Origin of the sequence: Vibrio sp. 10N.261.55.A7 (assembly GCF_002877365.1) — a bacterium.
Classification (GTDB): Bacteria; Pseudomonadota; Gammaproteobacteria; order Enterobacterales; family Vibrionaceae; genus Vibrio.
On the sequence record NZ_MCWZ01000281.1, the window covers coordinates 15,565 to 36,913 of the forward strand.

33 protein-coding genes are annotated in these 21,349 nt (G+C 43.9%); 10 read left to right on the plus strand and 23 right to left on the minus strand.

The genetic code is table 11. The features are described 5' to 3' along the window. Positions 1-16 precede the first annotated feature (16 nt). From BCU12_RS13385 to BCU12_RS13400, 4 genes are all read left to right on the plus strand, one after another. A complete protein-coding gene (locus BCU12_RS13385) occupies positions 17-838 on the plus strand; it encodes an enoyl-CoA hydratase (protein WP_102404752.1) in 822 nt (273 codons plus the stop codon). A 106-nt stretch (positions 839-944) separates the two neighbouring features. Continuing rightward, positions 945-2,138, plus strand: a complete 1,194-nt coding sequence (locus BCU12_RS13390; RefSeq protein WP_102404753.1) for an enoyl-CoA hydratase/isomerase family protein — start codon at positions 945-947, stop codon at positions 2,136-2,138. Between the two features lie 353 nt (positions 2,139-2,491). Further along, the gene (gene mmsB / locus BCU12_RS13395; protein WP_102404754.1) at positions 2,492-3,397 is read left to right on the plus strand and encodes a 3-hydroxyisobutyrate dehydrogenase; all 906 of its coding nucleotides are present in this window, start codon (positions 2,492-2,494) and stop codon (positions 3,395-3,397) included. 19 nt (positions 3,398-3,416) lie between these two features. Next, the gene (locus BCU12_RS13400; protein ID WP_102404755.1) at positions 3,417-4,175 is read left to right on the plus strand and encodes an SDR family oxidoreductase; all 759 of its coding nucleotides are present in this window, start codon (positions 3,417-3,419) and stop codon (positions 4,173-4,175) included. Between the two features lie 245 nt (positions 4,176-4,420). Here the strand turns inward: BCU12_RS13400 and BCU12_RS13405 are convergent, their stop codons facing one another. Both BCU12_RS13405 and BCU12_RS13410 read right to left on the minus strand, forming a co-directional pair. After that, the gene (locus BCU12_RS13405) at positions 4,421-4,672 is read right to left on the minus strand and encodes a DUF3297 family protein (RefSeq protein WP_102404756.1); all 252 of its coding nucleotides are present in this window, start codon (positions 4,670-4,672) and stop codon (positions 4,421-4,423) included. Between the two features lie 181 nt (positions 4,673-4,853). Then, a complete protein-coding gene (locus BCU12_RS13410) occupies positions 4,854-5,099 on the minus strand; it encodes a Rho-binding antiterminator (protein ID WP_102404757.1) in 246 nt (81 codons plus the stop codon). A gap of 328 nt (positions 5,100-5,427) precedes the next feature. Here BCU12_RS13410 and BCU12_RS13415 point away from each other — a divergent pair, with 328 nt between their 5' ends. After that, positions 5,428-6,093: a cupin domain-containing protein gene (locus BCU12_RS13415; RefSeq protein ID WP_102404784.1), complete on the plus strand. Its 666-nt coding sequence runs from the start codon at positions 5,428-5,430 to the stop codon at positions 6,091-6,093. Positions 6,094-6,278: 185 nt separating this feature from the next. On the opposite strand, the gene BCU12_RS13420 is transcribed toward BCU12_RS13415, so the two are convergent. Together BCU12_RS13420 and BCU12_RS13425 are read right to left on the minus strand one after the other, a co-directional pair. Next, entirely contained in the window at positions 6,279-6,620 is a 342-nt protein-coding gene (locus BCU12_RS13420) for a Fis family transcriptional regulator (RefSeq protein ID WP_102404758.1), read from the minus strand. 81 nt (positions 6,621-6,701) lie between these two features. Continuing rightward, positions 6,702-7,022: a hypothetical protein gene (locus BCU12_RS13425; RefSeq protein WP_102404759.1), complete on the minus strand. Its 321-nt coding sequence runs from the start codon at positions 7,020-7,022 to the stop codon at positions 6,702-6,704. A gap of 204 nt (positions 7,023-7,226) precedes the next feature. On the opposite strand from BCU12_RS13425, the gene BCU12_RS13430 reads away from it, so the two are divergent. The 3 genes from BCU12_RS13430 to BCU12_RS13440 all read left to right on the plus strand — a co-directional run bounded on the left by BCU12_RS13430 (position 7,227) and on the right by BCU12_RS13440 (position 9,073). Beyond that, positions 7,227-7,967: an AraC family transcriptional regulator gene (locus BCU12_RS13430; protein WP_102404760.1), complete on the plus strand. Its 741-nt coding sequence runs from the start codon at positions 7,227-7,229 to the stop codon at positions 7,965-7,967. 119 nt (positions 7,968-8,086) lie between these two features. Next, on the plus strand, positions 8,087-8,467 hold the full coding sequence (locus tag BCU12_RS13435) for a VOC family protein (protein WP_198599331.1): 381 nt from the start codon (positions 8,087-8,089) through the stop codon (positions 8,465-8,467). Between the two features lie 186 nt (positions 8,468-8,653). Then, on the plus strand, positions 8,654-9,073 hold the full coding sequence (locus BCU12_RS13440; protein WP_102404762.1) for a BLUF domain-containing protein: 420 nt from the start codon (positions 8,654-8,656) through the stop codon (positions 9,071-9,073). Here the strand turns inward: BCU12_RS13440 and BCU12_RS13445 are convergent. From BCU12_RS13445 to BCU12_RS13540, 19 genes are all read right to left on the minus strand, one after another. Beyond that, positions 9,065-9,379: a DUF1330 domain-containing protein gene (locus BCU12_RS13445; protein WP_102404763.1), complete on the minus strand. Its 315-nt coding sequence runs from the start codon at positions 9,377-9,379 to the stop codon at positions 9,065-9,067. The genes BCU12_RS13440 and BCU12_RS13445 overlap by 9 nt on opposite strands. Before the next feature lie 54 nt (positions 9,380-9,433). Then, positions 9,434-9,697: a TfoX/Sxy family DNA transformation protein gene (locus BCU12_RS13450; RefSeq protein ID WP_102404764.1), complete on the minus strand. Its 264-nt coding sequence runs from the start codon at positions 9,695-9,697 to the stop codon at positions 9,434-9,436. Positions 9,698-9,724: 27 nt separating this feature from the next. Continuing rightward, positions 9,725-10,039, minus strand: coding sequence for an antibiotic biosynthesis monooxygenase (locus BCU12_RS13455; protein WP_102404765.1), 315 nt, complete (start codon positions 10,037-10,039; stop codon positions 9,725-9,727). Then, positions 10,030-10,233: a YHS domain-containing protein gene (locus BCU12_RS13460; protein ID WP_102404766.1), complete on the minus strand. Its 204-nt coding sequence runs from the start codon at positions 10,231-10,233 to the stop codon at positions 10,030-10,032. The genes BCU12_RS13455 and BCU12_RS13460 overlap by 10 nt, the downstream gene beginning before the upstream one ends. An 82-nt stretch (positions 10,234-10,315) precedes the next feature. Continuing rightward, positions 10,316-10,720 carry a GFA family protein gene (locus BCU12_RS13465; RefSeq protein ID WP_102404767.1) on the minus strand — a complete coding sequence of 135 codons (405 nt, stop codon included), beginning with the start codon at positions 10,718-10,720 and terminating at the stop codon, positions 10,316-10,318. Positions 10,721-10,871: 151 nt separating this feature from the next. Further along, positions 10,872-11,255, minus strand: coding sequence for a nuclear transport factor 2 family protein (locus tag BCU12_RS13470; protein WP_102404768.1), 384 nt, complete (start codon positions 11,253-11,255; stop codon positions 10,872-10,874). A gap of 82 nt (positions 11,256-11,337) precedes the next feature. Further along, positions 11,338-11,862 (minus strand): adenylate kinase, encoded by a 525-nt coding sequence (locus BCU12_RS13475; protein WP_102404769.1) that lies wholly within the window; start codon positions 11,860-11,862, stop codon positions 11,338-11,340. Between the two features lie 257 nt (positions 11,863-12,119). Further along, the gene (locus BCU12_RS13480) at positions 12,120-12,602 is read right to left on the minus strand and encodes a GNAT family N-acetyltransferase (protein WP_102404770.1); all 483 of its coding nucleotides are present in this window, start codon (positions 12,600-12,602) and stop codon (positions 12,120-12,122) included. 27 nt (positions 12,603-12,629) lie between these two features. Continuing rightward, a complete protein-coding gene (locus tag BCU12_RS13485; protein WP_102404785.1) occupies positions 12,630-12,998 on the minus strand; it encodes a VOC family protein in 369 nt (122 codons plus the stop codon). A gap of 36 nt (positions 12,999-13,034) precedes the next feature. After that, positions 13,035-13,454, minus strand: coding sequence for a GNAT family N-acetyltransferase (locus BCU12_RS13490; RefSeq protein WP_102404771.1), 420 nt, complete (start codon positions 13,452-13,454; stop codon positions 13,035-13,037). Positions 13,455-13,476: 22 nt separating this feature from the next. Then, positions 13,477-13,953: a GNAT family N-acetyltransferase gene (locus BCU12_RS13495; RefSeq protein WP_102404772.1), complete on the minus strand. Its 477-nt coding sequence runs from the start codon at positions 13,951-13,953 to the stop codon at positions 13,477-13,479. Positions 13,954-14,074: 121 nt separating this feature from the next. Next, positions 14,075-14,500 (minus strand): hypothetical protein, encoded by a 426-nt coding sequence (locus BCU12_RS13500; RefSeq protein ID WP_102404773.1) that lies wholly within the window; start codon positions 14,498-14,500, stop codon positions 14,075-14,077. Between the two features lie 271 nt (positions 14,501-14,771). Next, positions 14,772-15,614 (minus strand): DMT family transporter, encoded by an 843-nt coding sequence (locus tag BCU12_RS13505; protein ID WP_102404774.1) that lies wholly within the window; start codon positions 15,612-15,614, stop codon positions 14,772-14,774. Positions 15,615-15,886: 272 nt separating this feature from the next. Further along, positions 15,887-16,279 carry a DUF4019 domain-containing protein gene (locus tag BCU12_RS13510; protein WP_102404775.1) on the minus strand — a complete coding sequence of 131 codons (393 nt, stop codon included), beginning with the start codon at positions 16,277-16,279 and terminating at the stop codon, positions 15,887-15,889. 148 nt (positions 16,280-16,427) lie between these two features. Further along, positions 16,428-16,814, minus strand: a complete 387-nt coding sequence (locus BCU12_RS13515) for a GFA family protein (protein WP_102404776.1) — start codon at positions 16,812-16,814, stop codon at positions 16,428-16,430. A 104-nt stretch (positions 16,815-16,918) separates the two neighbouring features. After that, positions 16,919-17,560 carry a glutathione S-transferase family protein gene (locus BCU12_RS13520; protein WP_102404777.1) on the minus strand — a complete coding sequence of 214 codons (642 nt, stop codon included), beginning with the start codon at positions 17,558-17,560 and terminating at the stop codon, positions 16,919-16,921. 312 nt (positions 17,561-17,872) lie between these two features. Further along, positions 17,873-18,262, minus strand: coding sequence for a VOC family protein (locus tag BCU12_RS13525; RefSeq protein WP_102404778.1), 390 nt, complete (start codon positions 18,260-18,262; stop codon positions 17,873-17,875). 794 nt (positions 18,263-19,056) lie between these two features. Further along, entirely contained in the window at positions 19,057-19,299 is a 243-nt protein-coding gene (locus BCU12_RS13535) for a hypothetical protein (protein ID WP_102404786.1), read from the minus strand. A 264-nt stretch (positions 19,300-19,563) separates the two neighbouring features. Then, positions 19,564-20,019, minus strand: coding sequence for an HPP family protein (locus BCU12_RS13540; RefSeq protein WP_102404780.1), 456 nt, complete (start codon positions 20,017-20,019; stop codon positions 19,564-19,566). Between the two features lie 96 nt (positions 20,020-20,115). On the opposite strand from BCU12_RS13540, the gene BCU12_RS13545 reads away from it, so the two are divergent. Further along, positions 20,116-20,673 (plus strand): TetR/AcrR family transcriptional regulator, encoded by a 558-nt coding sequence (locus BCU12_RS13545; RefSeq protein WP_102404781.1) that lies wholly within the window; start codon positions 20,116-20,118, stop codon positions 20,671-20,673. 107 nt (positions 20,674-20,780) lie between these two features. Then, complete coding sequence (locus tag BCU12_RS13550) at positions 20,781-21,230, plus strand: hypothetical protein (protein ID WP_102404782.1); 450 nt, start codon at positions 20,781-20,783, stop codon at positions 21,228-21,230. Positions 21,231-21,349: the final 119 nt, after the last annotated feature.

The following is a 21,349-nucleotide window of genomic DNA, read 5'->3' on the forward strand; positions in this document are numbered from 1 at the left end:
ATGAAGGGAACGAGTGATGACATCAAAAGAAAGTGTAAAAACAGTATCAAGCTCTAACCCAGTGGCGGGTTTGTTGGTGTCTGACGTTGAGAGCCATGTTGTTGTGGTGACAATGAATAACCCACCTGCCAACACTTGGACGGCGGAAAGTCTGCGGAATTTGAAACACCTCATCGAACGCCTCAATAATGATGATGAAGTCTACGCGGTCGTTGTGACTGGCTCGGGAGACAAATTCTTTTCGGCAGGCGCCGACCTTAACCTTTTTTCTGATGGTGACAAAGCCGTGGCATTGGAGATGGCGGTTGCTTTTGGTGAGGCCTTTGAAACCCTGTCGAGATTCCGCGGCGTGACCATTGCCGCCATCAACGGTTATGCCATGGGTGGCGGCTTAGAAGTGGCGTTGGCTTGTGATATTCGAATTGCAGAGTCGCAAGCAGTGATGGCGTTGCCAGAAGCGCGTGTTGGCTTGCTTCCATGTGCGGGTGGCACGCAAAACCTTACGGCATTAGTTGGGGAGGGCTGGGCGAAACGAATGATTTTGTGCGGAGAGCAAATTAACGCAGAGCAGGGGCTTTCCATCAAACTCGTTGAAGAAATCGTGGAAAAAGGGAAGGCACGAGAAACGGCCATATCGCTAGCGAAGAGTGTGGCCAATCAATCCCCGTGCTCTGTTCAGGCGTGTAAAACACTCATTCAACATGGTCGCACTTCTCCAATCTCAAATGGGCTTATGAAAGAACGAGAATTGTTTCTACAATTGTTTGATACCGTAGACCAAACCGAAGGTGTGCAAGCGTTTTTAGAGAAAAGGCCACCTAACTGGCGCAATCAATAACATGAGGCTTTAAGAGAACGTTTTGTTGTGCAGTAGTTGAATTATTGCAGTTAAGTAATACGGAAAAATAGAGTAATAAAGCTGAGCAGTAAAGTGTGGAGGAACTATGACGAGTCAGGTTAGATTTGAACAGAGAATGTGCGCTGATGGTATCAATCAAATAGCCATTGCGACGCTTGATAACCCTTCTTCTTTGAACGCTCTTACCTTTGAGATGCTAAAACAGCTTCACGACCTTTTGCTCCATTGGCGAGATGACCCAACAATTGTTTGTATTGTTCTTGAAGGAGAAGGCGAAAAAGCGTTCTGCGCTGGAGGCGACGTGCGAGCGATGCACGATGTCATGAAAAATCAATCTAAGACACAAATCCAGGCCTTCTGTCGTGGCTATTTCACTCTTGAGTATCAGTGTGACTATCTGATCCATACGTTTCCAAAACCCATTGTCGCCTGGGGGCAGGGAATCATTATGGGGGGCGGGATGGGATTGTTCATGGGAGCAAGCCACAAAGTGGTCACGCCTAACTCTCGACTCGCTATGCCAGAGGTGTCCATTGGGTTGTTTCCTGATGTTGGCGCAACCTGGTTTTTGAATCAACTCGACAACGGAATAGGCATGTTCTTAGGCATGACGGGGACGATGGTGAATGCCAGTGATGCGACCGAAATTCGACTCGCCGATCATGTGCTATTGGAAGACAGTCGAACCACGTTGGTTGAAACCCTTCAAATACAGTATTGGCCCAAAGAGTCAAGTGGCGAGAGCTGTATTCAAGATGAGTATAAGAGCATTGTTTCCGACGTTTTAAGTTTGGTGTCTGAACATGCCGCGAGCGAAATAGAATCAGAAAAACCCAGCCTACAATTGATGCCGTTTTATCGTCAAATTCAATCAGCGTGCTCTAGTCATCATGTGAGCGACGTTTGGCAAAACATCACTGAAATCGACACTGAAGGGGTTGAAGAGACGGCACTGAAATGGATGGAAGGTGCCAAATTAACCCTTACAACAGGCAGCCCAATAACCGCGCATTTATGTTTTAGACAAATGACAAACTACACCGAGTTACCGCTGGCTGATTGCTTTCGCCTGGAGTTAGGGCTCGCGATTAATTGCTCGTTATTAGGTGAATTTCAAGAGGGCGTGAGGGCAAGGCTGATAGATAAAGATGGTGAGCCGCAATGGTTATATCCAACTGTCGATTCTGTCGATATTGATGTCATTGATGACCTGTTTATGTCGCTTTGGCAGCCAGACTTACACCCACTTGCTCAGCTAGACCAACAATCGAGTAAGTAGCTGAGCATGCCATTGACTAAGAGGGCAAGTAACTGGCTAAGTAGGCAAACTCAGTCAGCAAAGCTAGTCGGCAAGTTAAGACGACGAAGCGATGCGAGGAAATAATGCGACGAAGTAATGTGACAAAACAATGTGACAAAGCAATGCGACGAAGCAAAACGACAAAAGTTGGCGTGCAGAGAAGCATGAGATGTGTCATTTAGTGGGGGAAATCGTTCACGAATGAATGGCTATCATAAACATTCTGCTACAACGAAGTAAGACGGTTCTAGATAGGTTCTTTATCGCTAAAGGCGAATGACGGTAAAGGAGTCAATCTTGAACCTAAGGGCCAATCAAAAAGGAGAGGCATTATGGCGACCATTGCATTTATCGGGCTTGGCAATATGGGCGGCCCAATGGCAAGAAACCTATTGTCGGCGGGGCTAACCGTGAACGTGTTTGATTTGAATAAATCCGCGGCTGAAGCGCTCGCTGCAGATGGAGCTACCGTTTCGGGCTCCATTGAACGGGTTATTCAAGACGCAGACACGGTCATTACCATGCTGCCAGCTGGTGATCATGTGAGAGCGGTTTACCTGGGTGATCATGATGGTGGTAAGGGCTTAATTAACCTTGTTTCTGCTGGAACTTTCCTTATTGATTCGTCAACCATCGATCCTGAGTCAGCTCGTTTAGTCGCCAAAGAAGCCAGAAACAAAGGTCTTGAGTTTGTGGATGCGCCAGTGTCTGGCGGTGTTGCCGGTGCGATTGCGGCGACATTAACCTTCATTGTTGGTGGCTCTGATTCTGGCTTTGAGAAAGCGCAGCAGGTGCTCAAGCATGTAGGCAAAAACATCTTTCATGCGGGTCAGGCTGGCGACGGTCAAATGGCCAAGATTTGCAATAATCTGATGCTCGGGATTTTGATGTCAGGCACCTGTGAAGCACTAAATCTAGGTATTGATAATGGACTCGACCCCAAAGTTCTTTCTGACATTATGTTGCAAAGCTCTGGGCGAAATTGGGCGCTGGAGCTATACAATCCATGTCCTGGCGTCATGGTAAATGCGCCAGCGAGTAATCAATTCGACCCCGGTTTTATGAGCAAGCTGATGTTGAAAGATTTAGGGTTAGGTGCAGAGGCTGCGCTAAAGAGTCAATCTTCGATTCCAATGGGCGCATTAGCACGCAACCTCTACGCCTTTCATAATGCTAATGGTAACGAAGAGCTGGATTTTTCGAGCCTATTTGAATTTTACCGCCGGGCAGGCAAGTAAACGCACAAACGGAGTCAGCATGGATTTGAAACAGAGTGTTATTTCGATAACTGGAGCGGGGCAGGGTCTTGGGCAAATGATGGCGATCACGCTCGCTCAATCGGGCGCTCAGTTGGCGTTAATTGACATGAATGAAAAGGGGCTAAAGTTGACTCAAGAGCAGTGCCATATGCTGAGTGTCAAAGCGATGACCTATTGCGCCGATGTGACGAATGAGCAAGAGGTCGAGAGCCTATTTGATAACGTCGTAGAGGATTTTGGTCAACTGGATGGGTTAATTAATAATGCAGGAATTTTGAGAGACGGTTTGCTGGTTAAATTCAAAGATAATGAAATGAGTAAAATGTCTCTAGAGCAGTTTAATTCGGTGATGAACGTGAATGTAGTGGGGACGTTTCTTTGTGGACGAGAGGCCGCTATCAAGATGATCGAAACAGAGCGTAAAGGGGTGATCATCAATATTTCTAGCGTTGCAAAAGCTGGGAATATTGGGCAAACCAATTACTCTGCATCTAAAGCGGCCGTTGCGACAATGGCCACTACTTGGGCGAAGGAGCTTGCCCGCTACGGCATTCGCGCTGCTGCTATCGCGCCAGGCATTGTGAAAACGGCCATGGCTGAGCAGCTAAAACCAGAAGCTATCGAGCGCTTGAATAGCATGGTCCCCGTTGGTCGTATGGGGCAACCGAATGAAATAGCCCACGCAGCCAAATACATTTTGGAAAACGACTACTTTTCTGGCCGAGTGCTAGAAGTCGATGGCGGCATGAGAATGTAGTCGTTCTTTATTAGGAGCTTTTTTAGGTGATTATTTCAGGTGCCTATTTTAAGTGCTTAAGGACTGTCTTATCTGAATTGGTTTATAGAGTCAGATTGCAGGTGTTGTTGACCGTGTCACCTAGTAGAAAGTCACCTAATAGACAGCTACCTAATAAACAGTTATCTAATAAAAAGTCGCGCAATAAAAAAGAGCCTCAATAACTGAGGCTCTTTTCGCGTTAAATCTGTTTTGCAAAGCAGTGACTAGTCGATGTAGTACGCTTCGACAGTGCCTTTTAGCTTGATAAGGATAGCTTGGCCATTGCGATCAAGTGCTTTAGGCGAAGGGATCTTTACCCAGTTTTCACTGATGCAATATTCTTCAACGTCGTTGCGCTCTTTACCGTTTAGACGAATACCAATTCTGTGCTCGAAACACTCTGCAACGTGGTGTGGGCTACGAGGGTTTCCAGCAAGGTGATCAGGTAGTTCTGGGCGTGTATTTGCGTCAGTCATGATTAAGTTTCTTCAGAAAATGAAAAGTGCGTCATTGTAGACAAATTCGATCTAAGCCTCAAGAAGAGAAAGGGCTTTATCGAAGATAGAAGAATCCGATGATTCATCAACGCAAATGGGCGTGACGACGAACGAACTTTGTACCCCGACAGTACCGGCATCATCGAGAAACGCGCGTAAGCTAACCGAAAGTAAAGGTGCGAAAGTGAGGGTTATCAATGGTGACTTCTAACTGGTGAATGTCATCGAGCACGACCAGGGCTTCTTCCGTCTCGGTTTTCAATTTTATGCATTCAACGCGTTCGCCATTACGTTGAGTATCTAGGGCTTTTCCTTCAACAACGGCGTTGGATTTCAAGGTTAGTTTCACCGGGTAATGGAACAAGCAGACTATTTCAATATAGTCGTAATCACTGCAACTTATCATTTCACTCTCCTTGTTAGATTCTGTCCTAGGCAATGAACGCGCTGTTGTGCCAGAACGATAGCCAATACAAAATGGGGCGTCACTAAAACGGGGCTTTCCATAAATGGTCAAATCGATTTGTTCATTCTAAGCCAAGCAATGTGCGCTACAATTGGGGATACACCATCTTATTCGTATTTCCGTCGTAAATAAACACGGCTCTATTTGCTTATCATCCTTATCATCATGGGTATTTAGCTTGGATATTGATCGTCGTTTTTCAGGTAGCTGAACCCGTTTGGCGGATAGAGTGTTGGCAATAGAAATAGTCGTTGAAAAGGGCCTCAGAATGAAAAAAGTGAATGCAGATTTTTCCCAGCGTGTGGTGATTAGACCTGAGGATTACGCCTGGGTGGATTCACCAATGCCGGGTGTAGAGCGAATGATGCTCGACAGAATTGGCGATGAAATCGCTAGAGCCACATCATTGGTTCGTTATGCTCCAATGACTGAGTTTTCACCCCATGTCCATACTGGCGGTGAAGAGTTCTTGGTACTTGATGGCACCTTCTCTGATGAGCATCAAGACTACCAACAAGGCAGCTATGTTCGAAATCCGATAGGTACTTCACATCAGCCTAGAATCGGTAAAGACGGCGCGACCATCTTCGTTAAGTTGCAACAGTTTTCTCAAGACGACAGTGAACAGAAAACCGTTGATACGAAATCGGAACCGTGGCTTCAAGGCTTGGTAGAGGGTTTAACGGTGATGCCACTACATGAATACCAAGCCGAACACGTGGCGTTGGTGAAGTGGGCACCACACACCAAATTTAATGCGCACCAACATTGGGGGGGAGAAGAGATACTGGTATTGGAAGGGACATTTTATGATGAGCATGGAGAGTACCCCGCCGGTACCTGGTTACGCAGTCCTCACCTCAGTCAGCATCAACCGTTTACCAAAGAAGATGGAGCCGTAATCTTTGTAAAAACGGGCCACTTGCCAGATTAGAGTCGTATTTTGGCTCTATGACCGCCATAGAGCCCGTCGATTAATACCTTATTGAGTATCGCCTTACAGGTTCACGCCTTACACGTTAACGCCTCACAGATTAGAGCCTCACACGTTAGCGCCTAAAACATTAACGGAAATATAATTGAAGGCTACGACTAATGTCTCTGATGTTATTGGAAGTGTTAGCTTAACCGACGAGCCCAATTTCCGTCATTTTCATTGGTGCATGCCTCTTCTGTGTCGAAGGTGATATGTTTTCCCGCGTTTTTTAACGACACATTGATTGAGTCCAGTCTCTGCTGGATAAGGTCTGTTAACCATGCCTTCTTTTCGCTGTCGTTAAAATTAGAAAGCTCTTCTGCAGTGTCAAAGACACACGTGATCTTTAAGGTGCTAGGAAAGTTGGCATAGTTAACGGAATGAGTGAGCCATTGGAAGCCCGATATTTGCTCTAGAGCGTCGTCACATACAAGAGTGAGTGTCTCTCTTATCTGGTTATCGAGCTTTTTGTCTGTTTTTCGCATTTGTCTATTCTCGTTATTTGTGGAGGCGAAAGTCATGAGTCAAACACAGTCACTGAAAAAGGTGGGCTGTTTAGTCAAGCATTACTCACTACAAGGGCAACTGACCGCTGGAGTATAAGGTAAGGTGTTTGCTTTGAACTGTTTCATCGCCTCTTCGACAAATTCTTCTAGATTGCAGCTTTGCCATTGGCACTTCTCTTCCACTATCCAGCCACCACAACCGAAGCCGACTAACGGAAGGTCTTCAGGGGTTATCTCAGGATCGTCAGAAATCTCTAGTATCAGCGACGAAGAGGTGGAATACAGCATCCAACTGTTGTGATTGACCACACCTCTACCAACGACTTTTTCTTCAAGTTTGATGATGCCTTTAATGCCATTTTTATCTATATGTATTGTCATTGAGCTTTCCATGCGTTCAAACGGTCGTGGATTTAGATCTGATCGTCATTGCTGTCATGAGGTTAAATTACCACTGGCGTGGGTTAAACGAAACAGTTGTGAAGAAGGTAATGCGAATTATTGGTATTTCATGGTGAGGGAAGTATTGATTGGAAAGTGAAAATGTTAAAGTCGACCATGAAAAGGACGACAAAAGAGCGGACAATGTACGATCCAATTAAAGACGGAATAGATAAAGAGGTAAACTCGGTTCGATATACTGAAATAACGCCTCCCCAACATTTATCAGAACTGGTTCATAATTTCTGGGAACTCAAGACAGACGTTGAATTGAACGATGATTTTCTGCTGCATGCGCTTCCTGATGCATGTGTTAATGTTCTTTTTAATCAAATAGAGACGAATATTGCGGACATTACGGCGCTAAGAACGAAGTATGAGGTATTGAATTTAGGGCGTCAGTTTCATTATGTTGGCATCCAGTTCTATCCTGGTGTTTGGCAGGGCAATATTGATGAGGCGGCAGACAGCTTTGTGGGCTCTCCCTATCAAGGTGAGTTGCCCTTAGTTAAGTTCAATCAAGCGCTTCAAGGCGTCAACTTCTCAGAACAATCCGAAATATTGGTTCAACTGGTTGAAGCGCTGATGCGTGATAATCGCGTAGCGACTCATCCAGTGATGCAAACACTATTAGCTAATTTAGAATCCATTCAATCGGTTTCTGATATGGCCGAACTGGTCAATCTTTCAACGCGACAGTTACAGCGAACACTTAAATCTTCAACGGGCTTCTCTCCGCATGACCTTCTAAAAGTGCTTCGTTTGCAACATTCCTTCAAGCAACATTACCTGCACTCTTTTACTGATCAATCCCACTTCATTCATTCGTTCCGCAAGATAACAGGAATGACACCAGCCGAATATTACCGAAAGTACGATGTCTGATATCTACAATACATCGTTTACTCACCTCTTTAATATTTGCCTTGAATACAGAGTGACTCTATTTGAGAACGCATCTATTTGAGAACGCATCTATTTGAGAGAGTAAAGAGGTAAGAGTGATGAAACAAAATGCGATAGGTTGGTTTGATATCAACGTGAATGATATGGACAGAGCGGCGACATTCTATGAGGCAGTGTTTAATCGAACTTTGGAGGATATGAAGGATCCCACGGACAGTGAAGCGTTGATGAAGAGCTTCCCAACAGACATGAGTGTTTACGGGGCTGGCGGTGCGCTCGTTAAAAGACAGGGCGCTTTTCCAGGTGTTGGTGGAACGTTGATCTATTTCGGCGTAGCAGACTGCAACAATGAAGAGTCTCGCGTTGTTTCTGCCGGTGGCGAGGTCGTGCAATCTAAGATGTCGATAGGCGAATTCGGGTGGGTCAGTGTGTGCAAAGATACTGAGGGTAACTTGTTTGGCTTGAGCTCGATGTCATAGTCGATAGAACCGCTGGACAATGAGTATCTAGGTGACGCTGTGGTTAACCAAACTTAGCCATTAATGCGACCAGTATGGTAATGAGGCATTAACCAATGAAGTGGGTTACTTTCCTGTTCACCTAGATATTCCAGTGACACAGATTATATTTGATAGTATCGGTATTCAAAAAATTAAGAGATGGATATGTTCCTCACCCGTTTAATTTATGTCAGTACTTTGTCGGAAAGCTGCGATTCTGAAGCGCTGCACGATATTCTTAAAACCTCGCGTGACCATAATGAGAAGACACATTTGACGGGTCTTTTGAGCCATAATCAGTACTATTTTTTGCAGTGCTTGGAAGGTTCTAGAGAAGCGGTGAATGATACTTATGGTCACATTGTGAATGATAGTCGGCACAGCAAAGTGACCATTCTAGATTACCGTGAGATTGATTGCCGTGACTTTGGTGATTGGTCGATGGGCAATGTTCCACAATCAAAACTAACGGCGCTACTTAATATTCAATTCTCTGGTTCTGACCAGTTTCTTCCTTACACCCTTTCAGCGGAAAGTGCCTACCTGATGATGCTAGAACTCAAGAAGAACCTGCCTTCAGAGTAGTGGGTTAGGCTTTTTATCGTAGCTTGAAAGTATGGTGATATGGTTGACTGAGGTTTCAAAATACTTAGCTTTTACCTCAAGGTATTCTGGGTTAGAAAAGAACTCATCGGCGGTGGAAGCACTTGGGAAATGAATCGTAAAAACACGGTTAATGGGCGCGTCAGTTTGTGACAGTAATACCTCAGAAACAATAAAGTCGACACCAAATCCACCCTGGTATTGAGTCAGTATTGGTTTCATTGCTTTTCTATAGAGCGCATACACATCAGGATTCGATACTTCTAGTCCAACTAACATTTCATACATTTGGCATTCCTTTTTGAGTTTTCGTTGTAACGCAATAGGGAAGAACTTCTTCCTCTACTTCGGTGCTAATCCCATGTCGTCTAATCTATGCAGAATTTCTGTCTTTTGTGTCTTGGCTATTTCTTGCCAATGTTTATCCTCTCTTGCGCCTATAATCGCGTAGATAGAGTTCAGTCCTGTCCCTTTTACGTTAAGCTTGAGTCGCTTGTACAGTTCAAATGGGTCAACAGCCATAAAGTCGTCAACGGAATGTACGTCTACCTTTGCTAAAATTTCTTCACTCTTTGGTCCAAACCCTTTTAGATCCTGAATTCGCATTTTCCCTCCGTTGTTCTAATCGGTTTCTTATAAACCATAATCCCGTTCTACCTTTGAAATCCGCACCTTAAATGAGGAGTACCACTCTTTGCGACCTGTCTTTTGAGCGTCTAGGTGTTCTGCGTTCTTCTTCCAATTCTTAATCGCCTCTAAATCTGACCAATAAGAAACGGTGATGCCAACGTCTTCTCGAGCCGATTCGGCACCTAAAAATCCGGGTTGCTGCTGCGCCAAATGAAGCATTCGATCGGCTGTCTCACCATAACCATGATCAGCGTCAGAGCGAATTGAAGTGAATATTACGGCGTAATAAGGAGGGGGTGGTGTCTTGGCTATGGGCATTTAATCAACTCCTGTTCTTTGATAATGGAATCGAAATAGAGGGTATCGTTTGGCCGCTCTTTAACGTGTTCAGTGAAGTCATCTCTGCAGCCTGGATTGCAAAATCCAACAGTAAAGCCTTTATATTCCGCTAATGAATCGGCTTCAATTTTTTTACCCGAACGGGGACAGAACTTATTGATAGCTTGAGCCATTGTTGATCCTTACATTTATCTCTTACAGGAATGCAATAGGCTTATACTATCTGTTTTATTAATGCGTTGCTAAGTGAGAATACTAATCTGTGGAAGGAGGAGCCTCTGAGTATTGCGGGGCGTCATCGGCAATCACTTCCCAGGATGCTTTGGATCCGACAAAGATGTGTCGAGCAATTTTTACGTCGGGATCACCGTTCACGCATCCAAGTGTTACGCCATGGACAATGCCCTCGAATATCCCCGTTAATGTTGAGCCGCACTGACGACAAAACTGCAATCCGAATCCGTGCTGGCCAACATAAGACGTTAGCAACTCTTCGCCACTGACCCAGTGAAACTCAGAAGGCTCAATGACCGCATACGCTGAAGCTTGAGAGCTGAATGCTTTTCGACAACGAGAGCAATGGCATGAACGCGCGTCGTGCAGTTTTCCGTCTAGTTGATACTTTATGTCGCCACAAAAGCACTCACCTGTAATTAACATGGGGTTATCTTCCTTTAATGTTCTCTATTAAAGAGAATCATAGTAAACATGAGGACATGAATGGCGAAGGCTTGATCGCCAATAAAACTCTAAATGTCGAATCTACCGACTCAGAATGACTAACTTAACACTTAACACAATAACCATGTGCTTAGAACATCGTATTGGTGTGCGCTGATTGTTTCGGAACTTCTTGTATTGAATCCCAATGCTCTATGATTTTTCCAGTGGCATCAAAACGGAAGAAGTCCATGGTTGCGTACTCTTCACCTTCAGGCCACATTTGCCTCGTGTGTAATGCAACCATGTTGTCTTCTGCGATAGTACGTAAAAACTCAATCGCTTTATCAGGATAATCTTGATGCATTTTTTCAAAATACTCAATGAAGCCTTGTTTGCCGTCAGAGACCAAAGGGTTGTGCTGTATGTATCTATCACCGACATACAATTCGACGGCTTTTTTGGGATCGCCCATGTACGCAGTTCGATAAAAATTGACAGCATTGAGTTTGTTTCTCTCCAATCTCTCACCCATAAATCCCTCTCTGTATAGTGCTAAGCAAATAGTAACTATAGTCGAGAAATAACGTCATAAAGTATTAATTCGCCAGCCTTAATCAACGTTTCAGCTTTACATGGTGTTGAATGAAGTGACGTAATTCCGCTTTGGATTTTATGATGTGTACCTTCTTAAATTCTGACTGACTTTTCAGTCTCAATTCAAATTCGTCGTTCCAAAATGTCGGACTGAGCTTGAGCATTTTGTAGCTTTGAATCGAGCCTTTTAATACTGAACTTCCATCTGGCCACCCTTCCGGTTTGATCATGAATCCTTTGAGCAGTCGTTTCGTGACAAACCAATAGCTAACAGGGTAGGGCAAGTCGATGTATATCAAGGTGTCTGCGGCCTCTAATCGTTCATTAAAAGAACCAAGTGGCCCTAAACCATCGATGATCCAAGCGTCGCTTGATAAAATGTCACTGTGCGCGAGACGAAAAGTTTCTTTGTCGACCGGTTCTCCATTTGCTTTATAAACCAGTGAATCGAGCTGATGGAGTGGGAGATCGAGTGACGACGACAACAGTTTGGATAGAGTCGACTTACCACTCCCTGGTTTACCAAATACGGCTACTTTTTCCATGTTAATTCCTCTGCTGGGTAGAAATCCTATGAGGCAGAAACACAAAACCCACCTCTATAGGGTGGGTTTGATACATCTGATGTGCGTGTGCACTCCCACCATTCCTAAGGAATGATGATAATTCGTGTGTTAAGAGACATCAGGTGCGTATTCATAGCGTCATCATTGACGATAGCGAAACTAAGGTCAAGAATATTCTGTATAAAAATCAACCGCTGTGTGTTCGGTGCAAATCGACCGCGTTTTCATGTGGGTCGTTAGCTTAGCCATTTGTACATAATATAGCTGTCTATGTACCCTAGCTTGGCATGGTTGTAGGCTTTAGGTATGGTGCCGATTATAGAAAAACCAAGCTTCTCCCAAAGGCCTATCGCAATTTTGTTACTTGATACGACACTATTAAATTGCATCGCTTTGAAGCCTAGCTCTGAGGCCAATTCTTGCGAATGTAAACAGAGCTTTCGAGCAACACCTTTACCTCTCGCTTTGCTCGAAACCATGTAGCCGCAGTTGCAAATGTGGTTGCTTGGCCCCATTCCGTTCGGCTTTATGTAATAAGATCCCAGTACCTCATCGTCTTCTATATAGGCAAACGTTCGAAGTGGTGTTTGGCACCATAATTCAAATGCCTGCTCAAACGTCATGTTAGAGTCAAAGGCGTAGGTTTCTTGCGCCTGAATCACCTCTGAGAAGGTTGGCCAGAACTGTCTAAAATCGGATTCCGTGATTTCTACGATCATCTTGGTGACACCTAGTTTATGTAATTTCTATAGCGATTGTGCTCTAACATGAAGACCACGTAAGCCGATGAGGTTTCCAAAGGGATCTTCAACTTGGCACATTGTTAAACCATTTTCGATATCCATTGGACCACGATAGAGCGTGCATCCAAGCGAGTAAAAATGTGTGAGCGCCTGCTCGATATTATCCACAGACCAATAAACCACAGTGCCTTGCTTGCCAAAGGTCACTTTGTTGTCTGCTTGAACGATTTCTATAGCAAAACCTTGAAGGCTCAAGGATACAAAATCAAACGCCTCCAACGGTGTTGCGATGGCAGTGAGAAAGGCCTTTTTATACCATTTTAAACCTTGTTGCACGTCAGGCACATGTATTAGAACAGCCACGGGTTGTATCGGAAATGCAGAATTCATGACTGACACAGTTTCCCCTTATCGAAGCTTAAAGACATGTTGAGTCTTGGTTTTGTTGAAGCCAAGCGCTTGGTAGAACTGCCGGCTATCCAGTCTTTTTTCATTGCAGCGAACTCTAACAGTACCTGAGTGCGAGGCAATAGCTCGTTCAACAAGCGCTTTAGCAACGCCTTGTCTACGATAATTTGGGTCAACGACAAGCCCCACAATCTCGACAAAGCTAGGAGAAGCCAATCTCTTTGCATAGATTAGGTGCAACCAACCAGTGATGACGTCACCTATGTGGGAGACGTAAAGTGAATCGGCATTCGATTCTATGATGAGTCTTAGATTACGTATCGCTTCATGAGAGGGAAGTGCTGCATAACCGAGATGAATGGATACGGCATTAATACCATTCACATCTGATAGTGTGGCGGTTCGTATTTGATGGTCCATGGATGCCCTTCAAAGATTGTTTTCATAGCGCAAGTGACATTTGCAAGAGTGGCCACAGTTCACCATCCACATTGTGATGTTTAGGCCCCTTATCGATGGGCTCAAAGCCCAGGGATTGGTAACAATTAAAGGCGAGTTCATTCGCTGAAAACACCGCTAACGTGACGGTTGTGCAAGGCGTATTTTTCTTTATGTGTTCTACGGCACTCTTGACCAATTGTTTACCCAGGCCTTGCCCACGAATGTTTGGCGTGACAACAACACGGCACAGTCTCATTTCGGTGTTGCTCACTCTGACAAGTTCGATAAACCCAAGTAACGTATCACCATCATTGAGTGTGTAGAAATCGAGGCCACTGAGTTTGCTGTGGGTTATGAGTTCATCTGTTTTAAGTGGCCAATTGAAAATGAAACCACCCCATAGCAGAAACTGCTGTTTCGTTTGAAACCAGGTCGTCAATTGGTGTGCTTGAGACTCACTAAATTCTTTAAATTCCATTTAAGCTCTAATATCGAAGTTATGTGATTATAAAATGTACTTCTAACATTTACCTAAATTCGGTCATTTAATCAATGACATTATCTCAGTTGAAGGGGGAAATGGTTTAATCGAACTTGCTCTATTTGTGGTGTTGAACCGTGTAATGAGCGCCAGTCGCAGAATTTAGGTTAACGGTAACGGCTTTTCCACCAAAACCATGAACATTGCACTTTGCTCGAACAATGACCTTAGCGACAGTGTCGGGTATCGCAATGTTACATTGCCTACGGGTAAACGGCTGCTCATTATTATGCGGATGCGCAAGCGGGCGGCTCCCCAAAATATGACCTTTCTGATCGACAACCTCCCAGCCATTTGCGTAGTGGTCCCACCCTTCATCGTTGTGGCGCACGGACACATCAAAGCACCAACTGCCATTTGCTTTTTGCGTTGCCGTTACATTGGTCACCTGGGCGTAATCTAAAGAACTTGAGTGCGCCTCTGTCTCAGAGTGTGCAAGGCCAACAAACGCAAAAAGTGTCGCTAAAAATAATAGACCTCTCATCTTATTCCTCATCGGCTCTTGGCATGGTGTCTGGGTAGTTTGGAAAGTTTGGTCGTTCTATTTCATTAAACATCTATGTAGAAGATCTATGTAGAACACCGATGTTAGAAAACATCTGTTAGAAAGCCTTAATCAAACATAGTGGTGAATGTCGAAAAATGAAACGTATTTGGGCGCGTTATTGAAACTGAGAATTTGCTTGGTGGTCTACGTAGTGCAACGAAAAGGTATCGAAACTGTGCCGATATTTATGGCCGCTGAATGGGTTCGTTTACGATCCATTCTGAGTTGGCCTCTTTCGCCGAGGTTTTGCCATCGCAGTCAAATTCCCCATCAGCATAATTGACGCGCCAATCAGTAAGGATAGCTCTAAGGTTTCGTTGTATGCGAGGACACCAATGACCCCAATCGCAGGTAACCTCATAAAGTCCATTATGACAACGACGCTGACATCGGCATAGTGCATCGCCTTAGTCATACAATAGTGAGCACTCAGAGCAGTGATGCCTATTATAGTCAGCCAAAACAACTCTATCGTGTTTGGCGTGACCCACTGGTTTAAAGCAAACACTAGCCCCAACGGAAGCTGAATGGCGCACATTAAAAACAAGATGGTTAGTGGGTCTTCCGTTCTAGATAGTGATTTCGTGCAAGTGTGAGCAATAGCGTAGCAAAAGGCCGCTCCCAATACTGTCAACGACGCTAAGCTTAAGACTTCTTGTCCGGGCTGCACAATGATTACCACGCCGAGTAGACCGAGTGAAATCGCAAACAAACGTCTTAAGGTGAGGGACTCTCCCAGAAACAAACTGGCTATGATGGCTGTCCATAATGGAACGGTGAACTCCAAAGCAAACACTTCCGCGAGTGGAAGCAGGCTAACGCCGACCAACCAGCCATACTGGCCCATAAAATGAAAAATATTTCGCACAAGGTGTAAGCCTAATCGCTCAGATTTGAACTGATTAAGCTTGCGAGCTTTTACCATGATGAGTGAGATAAAGATCAGACCAAAGACACTGCGGAAAAATATAATTTGAAATGCGTTGAGTTCATCACTCAGCTCTCTCGCCGCGATGGCCATTAAGCAGAAAGACAAAAGAGTCCCTAACATCCATGTGATAGCGTTTGTGATAGTTGCGTACTCTAAGATAATAATCGTTCAATCTATTACATTTATGGCCAATGAGTAAATGCTGGTGTTGGAAAACCGAGAGATGGCAAAGTAGGCTCGCTTGGTGGAGACGAGCTATTAACTAGAAGCAACGTTGCAGTGGAATTAAGTGATAACGCTAATGGATTTATGGGGGCAAGTATGTAAGGTAAGAGCGAGTTATTCATACCTTACATACTATTAAGAGACTAATACATGGGTTTCAATGTCGGTTATTTAATGAAATAGCCGACCACATGCCAGCCATTATTATTCCGCAACGTTAAGGTCTCGGTTGCGTTGCTGTAGGCGAACTCTGAACGATATCGCAACACAACATATTCACCTTTTGGGGCATTTGGTAAAGACGTGAGCGGCTTTTCAGTCAGTAAATTTCTAGTGTAGATTTCTCCCACAGAAACTCTTGCGGCATCAATCGCTTTAACCCATGTCTCTTTTGATATGTTAGAGCGGAAAAACTCACCGGATTCATCCCAGCTTTTCTTATACTCTTGCGAATCAATGAGCTCTAGCCAACTCTTGGCTTCGGTTTCAGCGGACGGCGACTCGGCAAGTAAAGTCATTGGAAGCATTAACAGAAAGAAGGCAATTGCATTTTTTAACATTTTAAACTCCATTTTCAATATAAGGCTAGGTCGTTCAGAGTGAAACAACCTGATATTTAGTGACATTACTCTTTCTTTGCTTAAGCGCAGTTCTATAGACCGCTTGCTTGATTTTATCGCCAGTTGTTACAGGAACTGTTCTGAATTATTACTCAAATTTATCATACTTGGGTAAGTCATTGGAAAAGGAAAACCAAGGTGCTTTGTGCGAGACCCAAATGTGGCTCGACTCCTGCAGGTTCACATTGGTATCTAATGAACCCAATCGAAGGATAATGTGCTCTGTTCCCCTTCTTTTTGCGTAAATCTGGGAACCGCACTGACCACAAAAGTAACGTCTTTTCCCTTCTGAAGATTCGTAAGATTTCAGTGCGCCTGTCGTGAGTTGAAAGTCGCTGTCTTTGACCGCCGAGACACTAGAAAAAGCACTGCTGTGCGCCTTTTGGCATGTTTTGCAGTGGCAGTGAACCACCTGTCCAATTTCGCCTGAAATGGTGTAATTGATCGAACCACATAGGCAACTGCCTGTCTTCATCGTCATTCCTTTTAGTCTGATGTTGGAAGCCTTAATCGGTTTGTGTGAACGCCAACCTAGCTGAGGGTCGGCGCAACTTCACGACTAATATGCACTAGAGATTTTTAGTTTTTGAATGGCGTGATATCCATCTCTTCAATGGCACATACAGCTTGTATAGTGGGGTTGTCACAAAGCCCTTTTAAGTATCGAGCGAGGTATTTGAACTCTAAAGGAGACTTCTTGATTGGCAATGACCACTCTGCAAGCATGAACAGGAAGTAATCGCAGGCGGTCAGATTCTCTCCAAGTAAGTATTTATTATGTTCGAGTTGGTCATTAATGATGGATAACGCGTCTGCGATTCTTTCGTCTTGCGCTGCAACCACGTTTGGAATGGTCGCCTCATCATTGGTGTGACGGTGAGGATAATATCGAACCATTAACTCAGCTTGTAGCGTGTTATTTAAAAACGCCAACCATTGATAAAACAAAGGGCGCTTAGGATCACCAATCTTTGGCATTAATCCTGACTCTGGGTGGAGATCACATAGGTGCATGCAGATGGCCGGGCTTTCGAAAATAGGCTGTTCGCCAATGACTAAGGTAGGAATACGGCCTGCGGGGTTTAACCTAAGATACTCTGCTGACTTTTGAGAGTTGGATTTTTTGTCGACGAGGAGCAGTTCATAGTTCGCGTTTAGATGGTGAAGTAGAAAGTGAGGCGCTAAACTCGCGTTGTTTGGGTAGTAGTATAGCTTGAACAAAATTCATTCCTTGTCAGATAGCTGGAGTATCCATAGTGAAAGTCTATCGACTGACCCTAAAAGCTTCAAAGATGGTGCTGAGATATTGTAAACACATGAAAACTTGGCTTTTGGCGCATCTAATAACCCCAAGCGAATACGATGCTTATTGGATTTGAGCTTTTTGCAAGAGGCTAGAGCCCACTCACATTCGCTTCGACACTTTGTTCATGAGTATGGGATGGGATAGTAGAACACAATCAGTATGAATGAAATGAGGCAATAACGAGCGTGCAGAATACTTGCTCGAATACTTTTAAATGAGACTCAATGTTACTCGTTACACCCGCTCAGTTTCCAAGGTGGATTCAAACGATTCTCACCAGCCCAAAATAGTTTTATTTTGTTACCGGACGGGTCGCTTAAACTTGCTTCCTTCCAAAGGTAGGGCTGCATGACGGGATCTTGTGAGAATTGAATTCCTTTGGCTTTTAGTTCTTCAACCAGCTCGTCAAGTTCCTGATGTTCGAAATAGACAACTCCTCTGCAGTCCAAATCATCTTTTTCTTGGTCCAAATAGATTGAGAAAGTGGAGTCACCATCTGGAAATGAGAAACGAGCGTAATATTCGTTGCCAACGATTTGGATAAGACCGAGTGTTTTGTAAAATTCTACGGCTAAGTTTATGTCGTGGACTGCTAGTGTTACTTGATTCATGTTCATCGTTTTTTATCGCTCCCGGTTTATTATCTTGTTTCGGCACGTGACTACTTTATCGCTCATACGCTAACTTATTGACGTTATTGTCAATCTATACTGACCTTGAGTAAAAGATGCCAAATAATGTAATGGCAACGAAGACCTTTCCTGCGAGTGCCAATATCTTTTTAAACCCATCGTCATAAATGGGCACCTCAATGTATTTCAAAACGGCTATGTAGCAGCATATTACAACGAACGTAATCCCCGCGGCGTAAATTAAGATGTTGATCATTTGTGGTCCTCTCTCATATTGAAACGATGGTTCGGTATTAGGGTACTACGCAAGGACGTTCTGAGCGCTTTATCCATAAACCATACGATTGTTTAGGGCGAGGTATCTGTGATCTTTAGATTCATTGAGCTGAATTTTCGCCCGCTTTCGGTGACATTCTTCAAATAAACTTAACCCAATGTAGGTCGTCCTAATTTATTGAAGGGGAACAACGGAACCAAAGGTCTATCGATGGTATCCCGTTGTAATGAAAGGGCCGAGTAACATATTCAGTCTTTTAAAGAATCCTTGATGCTCAGTCTTAAACAATTTTTCAGCTTCCTCAGGAGTATCGGCTGAAACAGTGGCTGTCTGCTCAATGAATCCTTGTTAACAGAGCTGTTGAGACTCTTCCTTGAAAGTAGGGGAGTTGGATTCTATAAATGTGTAATCCCCGTCTTTCGTGAAAAACTTATAATCCATTAGAGCTTCCTTATTATTTCGTCTTTTTAATTGAATCCTGTGACTCTTTACGAGGGTGACATCACTGAAACTCAGTGCCATGGTTTTCTAAGGTTTGAAGACCACACACGGTGCAAACAAGGTATCGTTCAGTTAACTCTAGTGAAGCACCACCAGGCAGCGATGCTGCGGAACCACTAAAAAAACCATCGAGAAAGGCTTTGATCTGTTCCTTCCTACTCTTTCCGTATTTTGATGGTTTTTGCTTCATCGATTCATTGTGCTCTGTCTCTTTTTTACATCGACTACAGAAGCTTTGACTCATACGAATCTCCATATTGGCGCGATCAAAAATCATATCACTGTAGTTGCATACTAAAGGGGCGGTGAATAACTTGTTAATAGGGGAATGTTGAATTTGAGAGCCTGTCCATAAAGAAATCGAATGCGAAGCCATGAATGTCATTGGTTCGCGCCCTTAGGAAGGTCATTTTGTTTGAAAGAGAGTGTTAACCAATGAATAGAAATTTTCATTTCTTGCGCTGCTTTTACACTTACTCACAGCATCTTTGTTAACGGGAAATATCCATCAATCTACACTCAAACGAAAAGCTTGAAGCCTGTTAAATCCTTTTGCAATCAATACGATGGTTACTGCACCTATTAACACTGGGGTAACTAAAAACCACCAACCTTGACCGGATAACATAATCAGCATTGGATTGGCCCCCGCTGGTGGATGGGTGGTTTTTGAGACCATCATAGCCGTAACACCTAAGCCTGTGGCAATGGCTAGGGTCAAAGGCGTCACCCCTATGTATAGCGAGAATACAACACCGATAAAAGCGGTGATGAGGTGGCCAAAAATAACATTTTTAGGCTGAGCCAGGGGGCTGTTTGGTAGACCGAAGACCAAAACGGCTGTTGCTCCGAAGGGAGCCATAATTAGGGTGATATCTCCTATCGTTGTTTCAACGAACGTTAAAAAGCCAATGGTAACCGTGGCCCCTAAACCTGCGATAACGGCGGAAAAATAATGATTCATAAAACCTCACAAAAGTAGAACGATTTGTCTACTTGGTATGGTAGACAAGTCTGTATACCCGTGTCAATATGAGAATTCATATTACGGAGGTTCAATGTGAGTCAAAAACGAACATTATTGTTGAGCACGGCGTTAGATCTTTTCTACCGATTTGGGGTCAACTCTATTGGGATCAACGAAGTGTTAAAAGAGTCAGGGGTCGCGAAAAGGACGCTCTACAGTCATTTTGGGAGCAAGAATGATCTCGTGTTGGCGGCACTAGCACAAAGGCACCAAATCTTTATGGGCTGGCTAGATACGAAGCTTGAGGGCGTGAGTTCTGATCGTGAACTGATTGATGCTCTGTTCCATTCGCTCGAAAACTGGTTCAATAATAAAGAAGAGGAACTCGGTGATTTTCGTGGCTGTTTCTTCATTAACACTTCGGCAGAGTTTAGTGATCCAAACAGCGATGTTTCACTACATTGTAAACAACATAAGGCTGATGTTCGCCAGTTCATTCGAGGCAAGCTTCATGACGATTCTGATGACTTATTAGATGCCATATGCTTGCTTAAAGAAGGGGCAATCGTGACCGCGTATATGACAGGGGATGGCACCGCTTCAGTGTCGAATAGTCTAAAAATCTTACATCGAATGGGCATCGTCGATTAAATCAATACGTAATAACGACTCGGTTTATGGCATGTTCGAAGTGCTCGATTAGGAACCTTTCGAGCATTTCGGGAAGAAGGTCGTTCATCCGATAGTTAGAGGAATATATGGAAATTCAGGAAGCATTACAATTTGTTGATAGACTTCAAAATTTGACTGGTATTTATGACAGCATAGAAAAAGCTGTCTGTTGCACCGTACATAGTTACTACGATGAAATGTACCAAATAGAAGCGAAGGAAGCAGATATAGTTGAGCAAAAAGGCTTTAGAAGCGCTTCACTAGATCTGCTTAGAATCAATAAAAGAAAGGTCCATAATAAATACTGGTCTAATAAAGCTAACTTCTATCAACCATGCTCCACGAGTAGCGAGCCAAGTCACGTATGGAATTCGTTGGTGAACATTGAAGTCTTGCAAAATGGGGATGACAATAATTCGTTGTATATCTTCAAAGCTCAGAAACAACGCGATGACGGCTCACTAGGTGTAAGTGTTGGTTTCTTATTACAATTAACCGACAATCAGTTATTCATTGAACATGAGTTCTTCGGGTAATTCCTCTAACAAGGCGCTCAAGTGGGACTATAAACGTTTGCCGATTTTAGTGTCGATTTAAGCTTTAGGGATTAAGGTGGGCTGTATAGCTTTGGCGGTAGCGTTTCTAGCCCCTTAGC

Coding starts and splice junctions, on each gene's coding strand:
- BCU12_RS13385 (WP_102404752.1), top strand. CDS start 17: ATGACATCAAAAGAAAGTGTAAAAACAGTATCAAGCTCTAACCCAGTG.
- BCU12_RS13390 (WP_102404753.1), top strand. CDS start 945: ATGACGAGTCAGGTTAGATTTGAACAGAGAATGTGCGCTGATGGTATC.
- mmsB (WP_102404754.1), top strand. CDS start 2,492: ATGGCGACCATTGCATTTATCGGGCTTGGCAATATGGGCGGCCCAATG.
- BCU12_RS13400 (WP_102404755.1), top strand. CDS start 3,417: ATGGATTTGAAACAGAGTGTTATTTCGATAACTGGAGCGGGGCAGGGT.
- BCU12_RS13405 (WP_102404756.1), bottom strand. CDS start 4,672: ATGACTGACGCAAATACACGCCCAGAACTACCTGATCACCTTGCTGGA.
- BCU12_RS13410 (WP_102404757.1), bottom strand. CDS start 5,099: ATGATAAGTTGCAGTGATTACGACTATATTGAAATAGTCTGCTTGTTC.
- BCU12_RS13415 (WP_102404784.1), top strand. CDS start 5,428: ATGAAAAAAGTGAATGCAGATTTTTCCCAGCGTGTGGTGATTAGACCT.
- BCU12_RS13420 (WP_102404758.1), bottom strand. CDS start 6,620: ATGCGAAAAACAGACAAAAAGCTCGATAACCAGATAAGAGAGACACTC.
- BCU12_RS13425 (WP_102404759.1), bottom strand. CDS start 7,022: ATGACAATACATATAGATAAAAATGGCATTAAAGGCATCATCAAACTT.
- BCU12_RS13430 (WP_102404760.1), top strand. CDS start 7,227: ATGTACGATCCAATTAAAGACGGAATAGATAAAGAGGTAAACTCGGTT.
- BCU12_RS13435 (WP_198599331.1), top strand. CDS start 8,087: ATGAAACAAAATGCGATAGGTTGGTTTGATATCAACGTGAATGATATG.
- BCU12_RS13440 (WP_102404762.1), top strand. CDS start 8,654: ATGTTCCTCACCCGTTTAATTTATGTCAGTACTTTGTCGGAAAGCTGC.
- BCU12_RS13445 (WP_102404763.1), bottom strand. CDS start 9,379: ATGTATGAAATGTTAGTTGGACTAGAAGTATCGAATCCTGATGTGTAT.
- BCU12_RS13450 (WP_102404764.1), bottom strand. CDS start 9,697: ATGCGAATTCAGGATCTAAAAGGGTTTGGACCAAAGAGTGAAGAAATT.
- BCU12_RS13455 (WP_102404765.1), bottom strand. CDS start 10,039: ATGCCCATAGCCAAGACACCACCCCCTCCTTATTACGCCGTAATATTC.
- BCU12_RS13460 (WP_102404766.1), bottom strand. CDS start 10,233: ATGGCTCAAGCTATCAATAAGTTCTGTCCCCGTTCGGGTAAAAAAATT.
- BCU12_RS13465 (WP_102404767.1), bottom strand. CDS start 10,720: ATGTTAATTACAGGTGAGTGCTTTTGTGGCGACATAAAGTATCAACTA.
- BCU12_RS13470 (WP_102404768.1), bottom strand. CDS start 11,255: ATGGGTGAGAGATTGGAGAGAAACAAACTCAATGCTGTCAATTTTTAT.
- BCU12_RS13475 (WP_102404769.1), bottom strand. CDS start 11,862: ATGGAAAAAGTAGCCGTATTTGGTAAACCAGGGAGTGGTAAGTCGACT.
- BCU12_RS13480 (WP_102404770.1), bottom strand. CDS start 12,602: ATGATCGTAGAAATCACGGAATCCGATTTTAGACAGTTCTGGCCAACC.
- BCU12_RS13490 (WP_102404771.1), bottom strand. CDS start 13,454: ATGGACCATCAAATACGAACCGCCACACTATCAGATGTGAATGGTATT.
- BCU12_RS13495 (WP_102404772.1), bottom strand. CDS start 13,953: ATGGAATTTAAAGAATTTAGTGAGTCTCAAGCACACCAATTGACGACC.
- BCU12_RS13500 (WP_102404773.1), bottom strand. CDS start 14,500: ATGAGAGGTCTATTATTTTTAGCGACACTTTTTGCGTTTGTTGGCCTT.
- BCU12_RS13505 (WP_102404774.1), bottom strand. CDS start 15,614: ATGTTAGGGACTCTTTTGTCTTTCTGCTTAATGGCCATCGCGGCGAGA.
- BCU12_RS13510 (WP_102404775.1), bottom strand. CDS start 16,279: ATGTTAAAAAATGCAATTGCCTTCTTTCTGTTAATGCTTCCAATGACT.
- BCU12_RS13515 (WP_102404776.1), bottom strand. CDS start 16,814: ATGAAGACAGGCAGTTGCCTATGTGGTTCGATCAATTACACCATTTCA.
- BCU12_RS13525 (WP_102404778.1), bottom strand. CDS start 18,262: ATGAACATGAATCAAGTAACACTAGCAGTCCACGACATAAACTTAGCC.
- BCU12_RS13535 (WP_102404786.1), bottom strand. CDS start 19,299: ATGAGTCAAAGCTTCTGTAGTCGATGTAAAAAAGAGACAGAGCACAAT.
- BCU12_RS13540 (WP_102404780.1), bottom strand. CDS start 20,019: ATGAATCATTATTTTTCCGCCGTTATCGCAGGTTTAGGGGCCACGGTT.
- BCU12_RS13550 (WP_102404782.1), top strand. CDS start 20,781: ATGGAAATTCAGGAAGCATTACAATTTGTTGATAGACTTCAAAATTTG.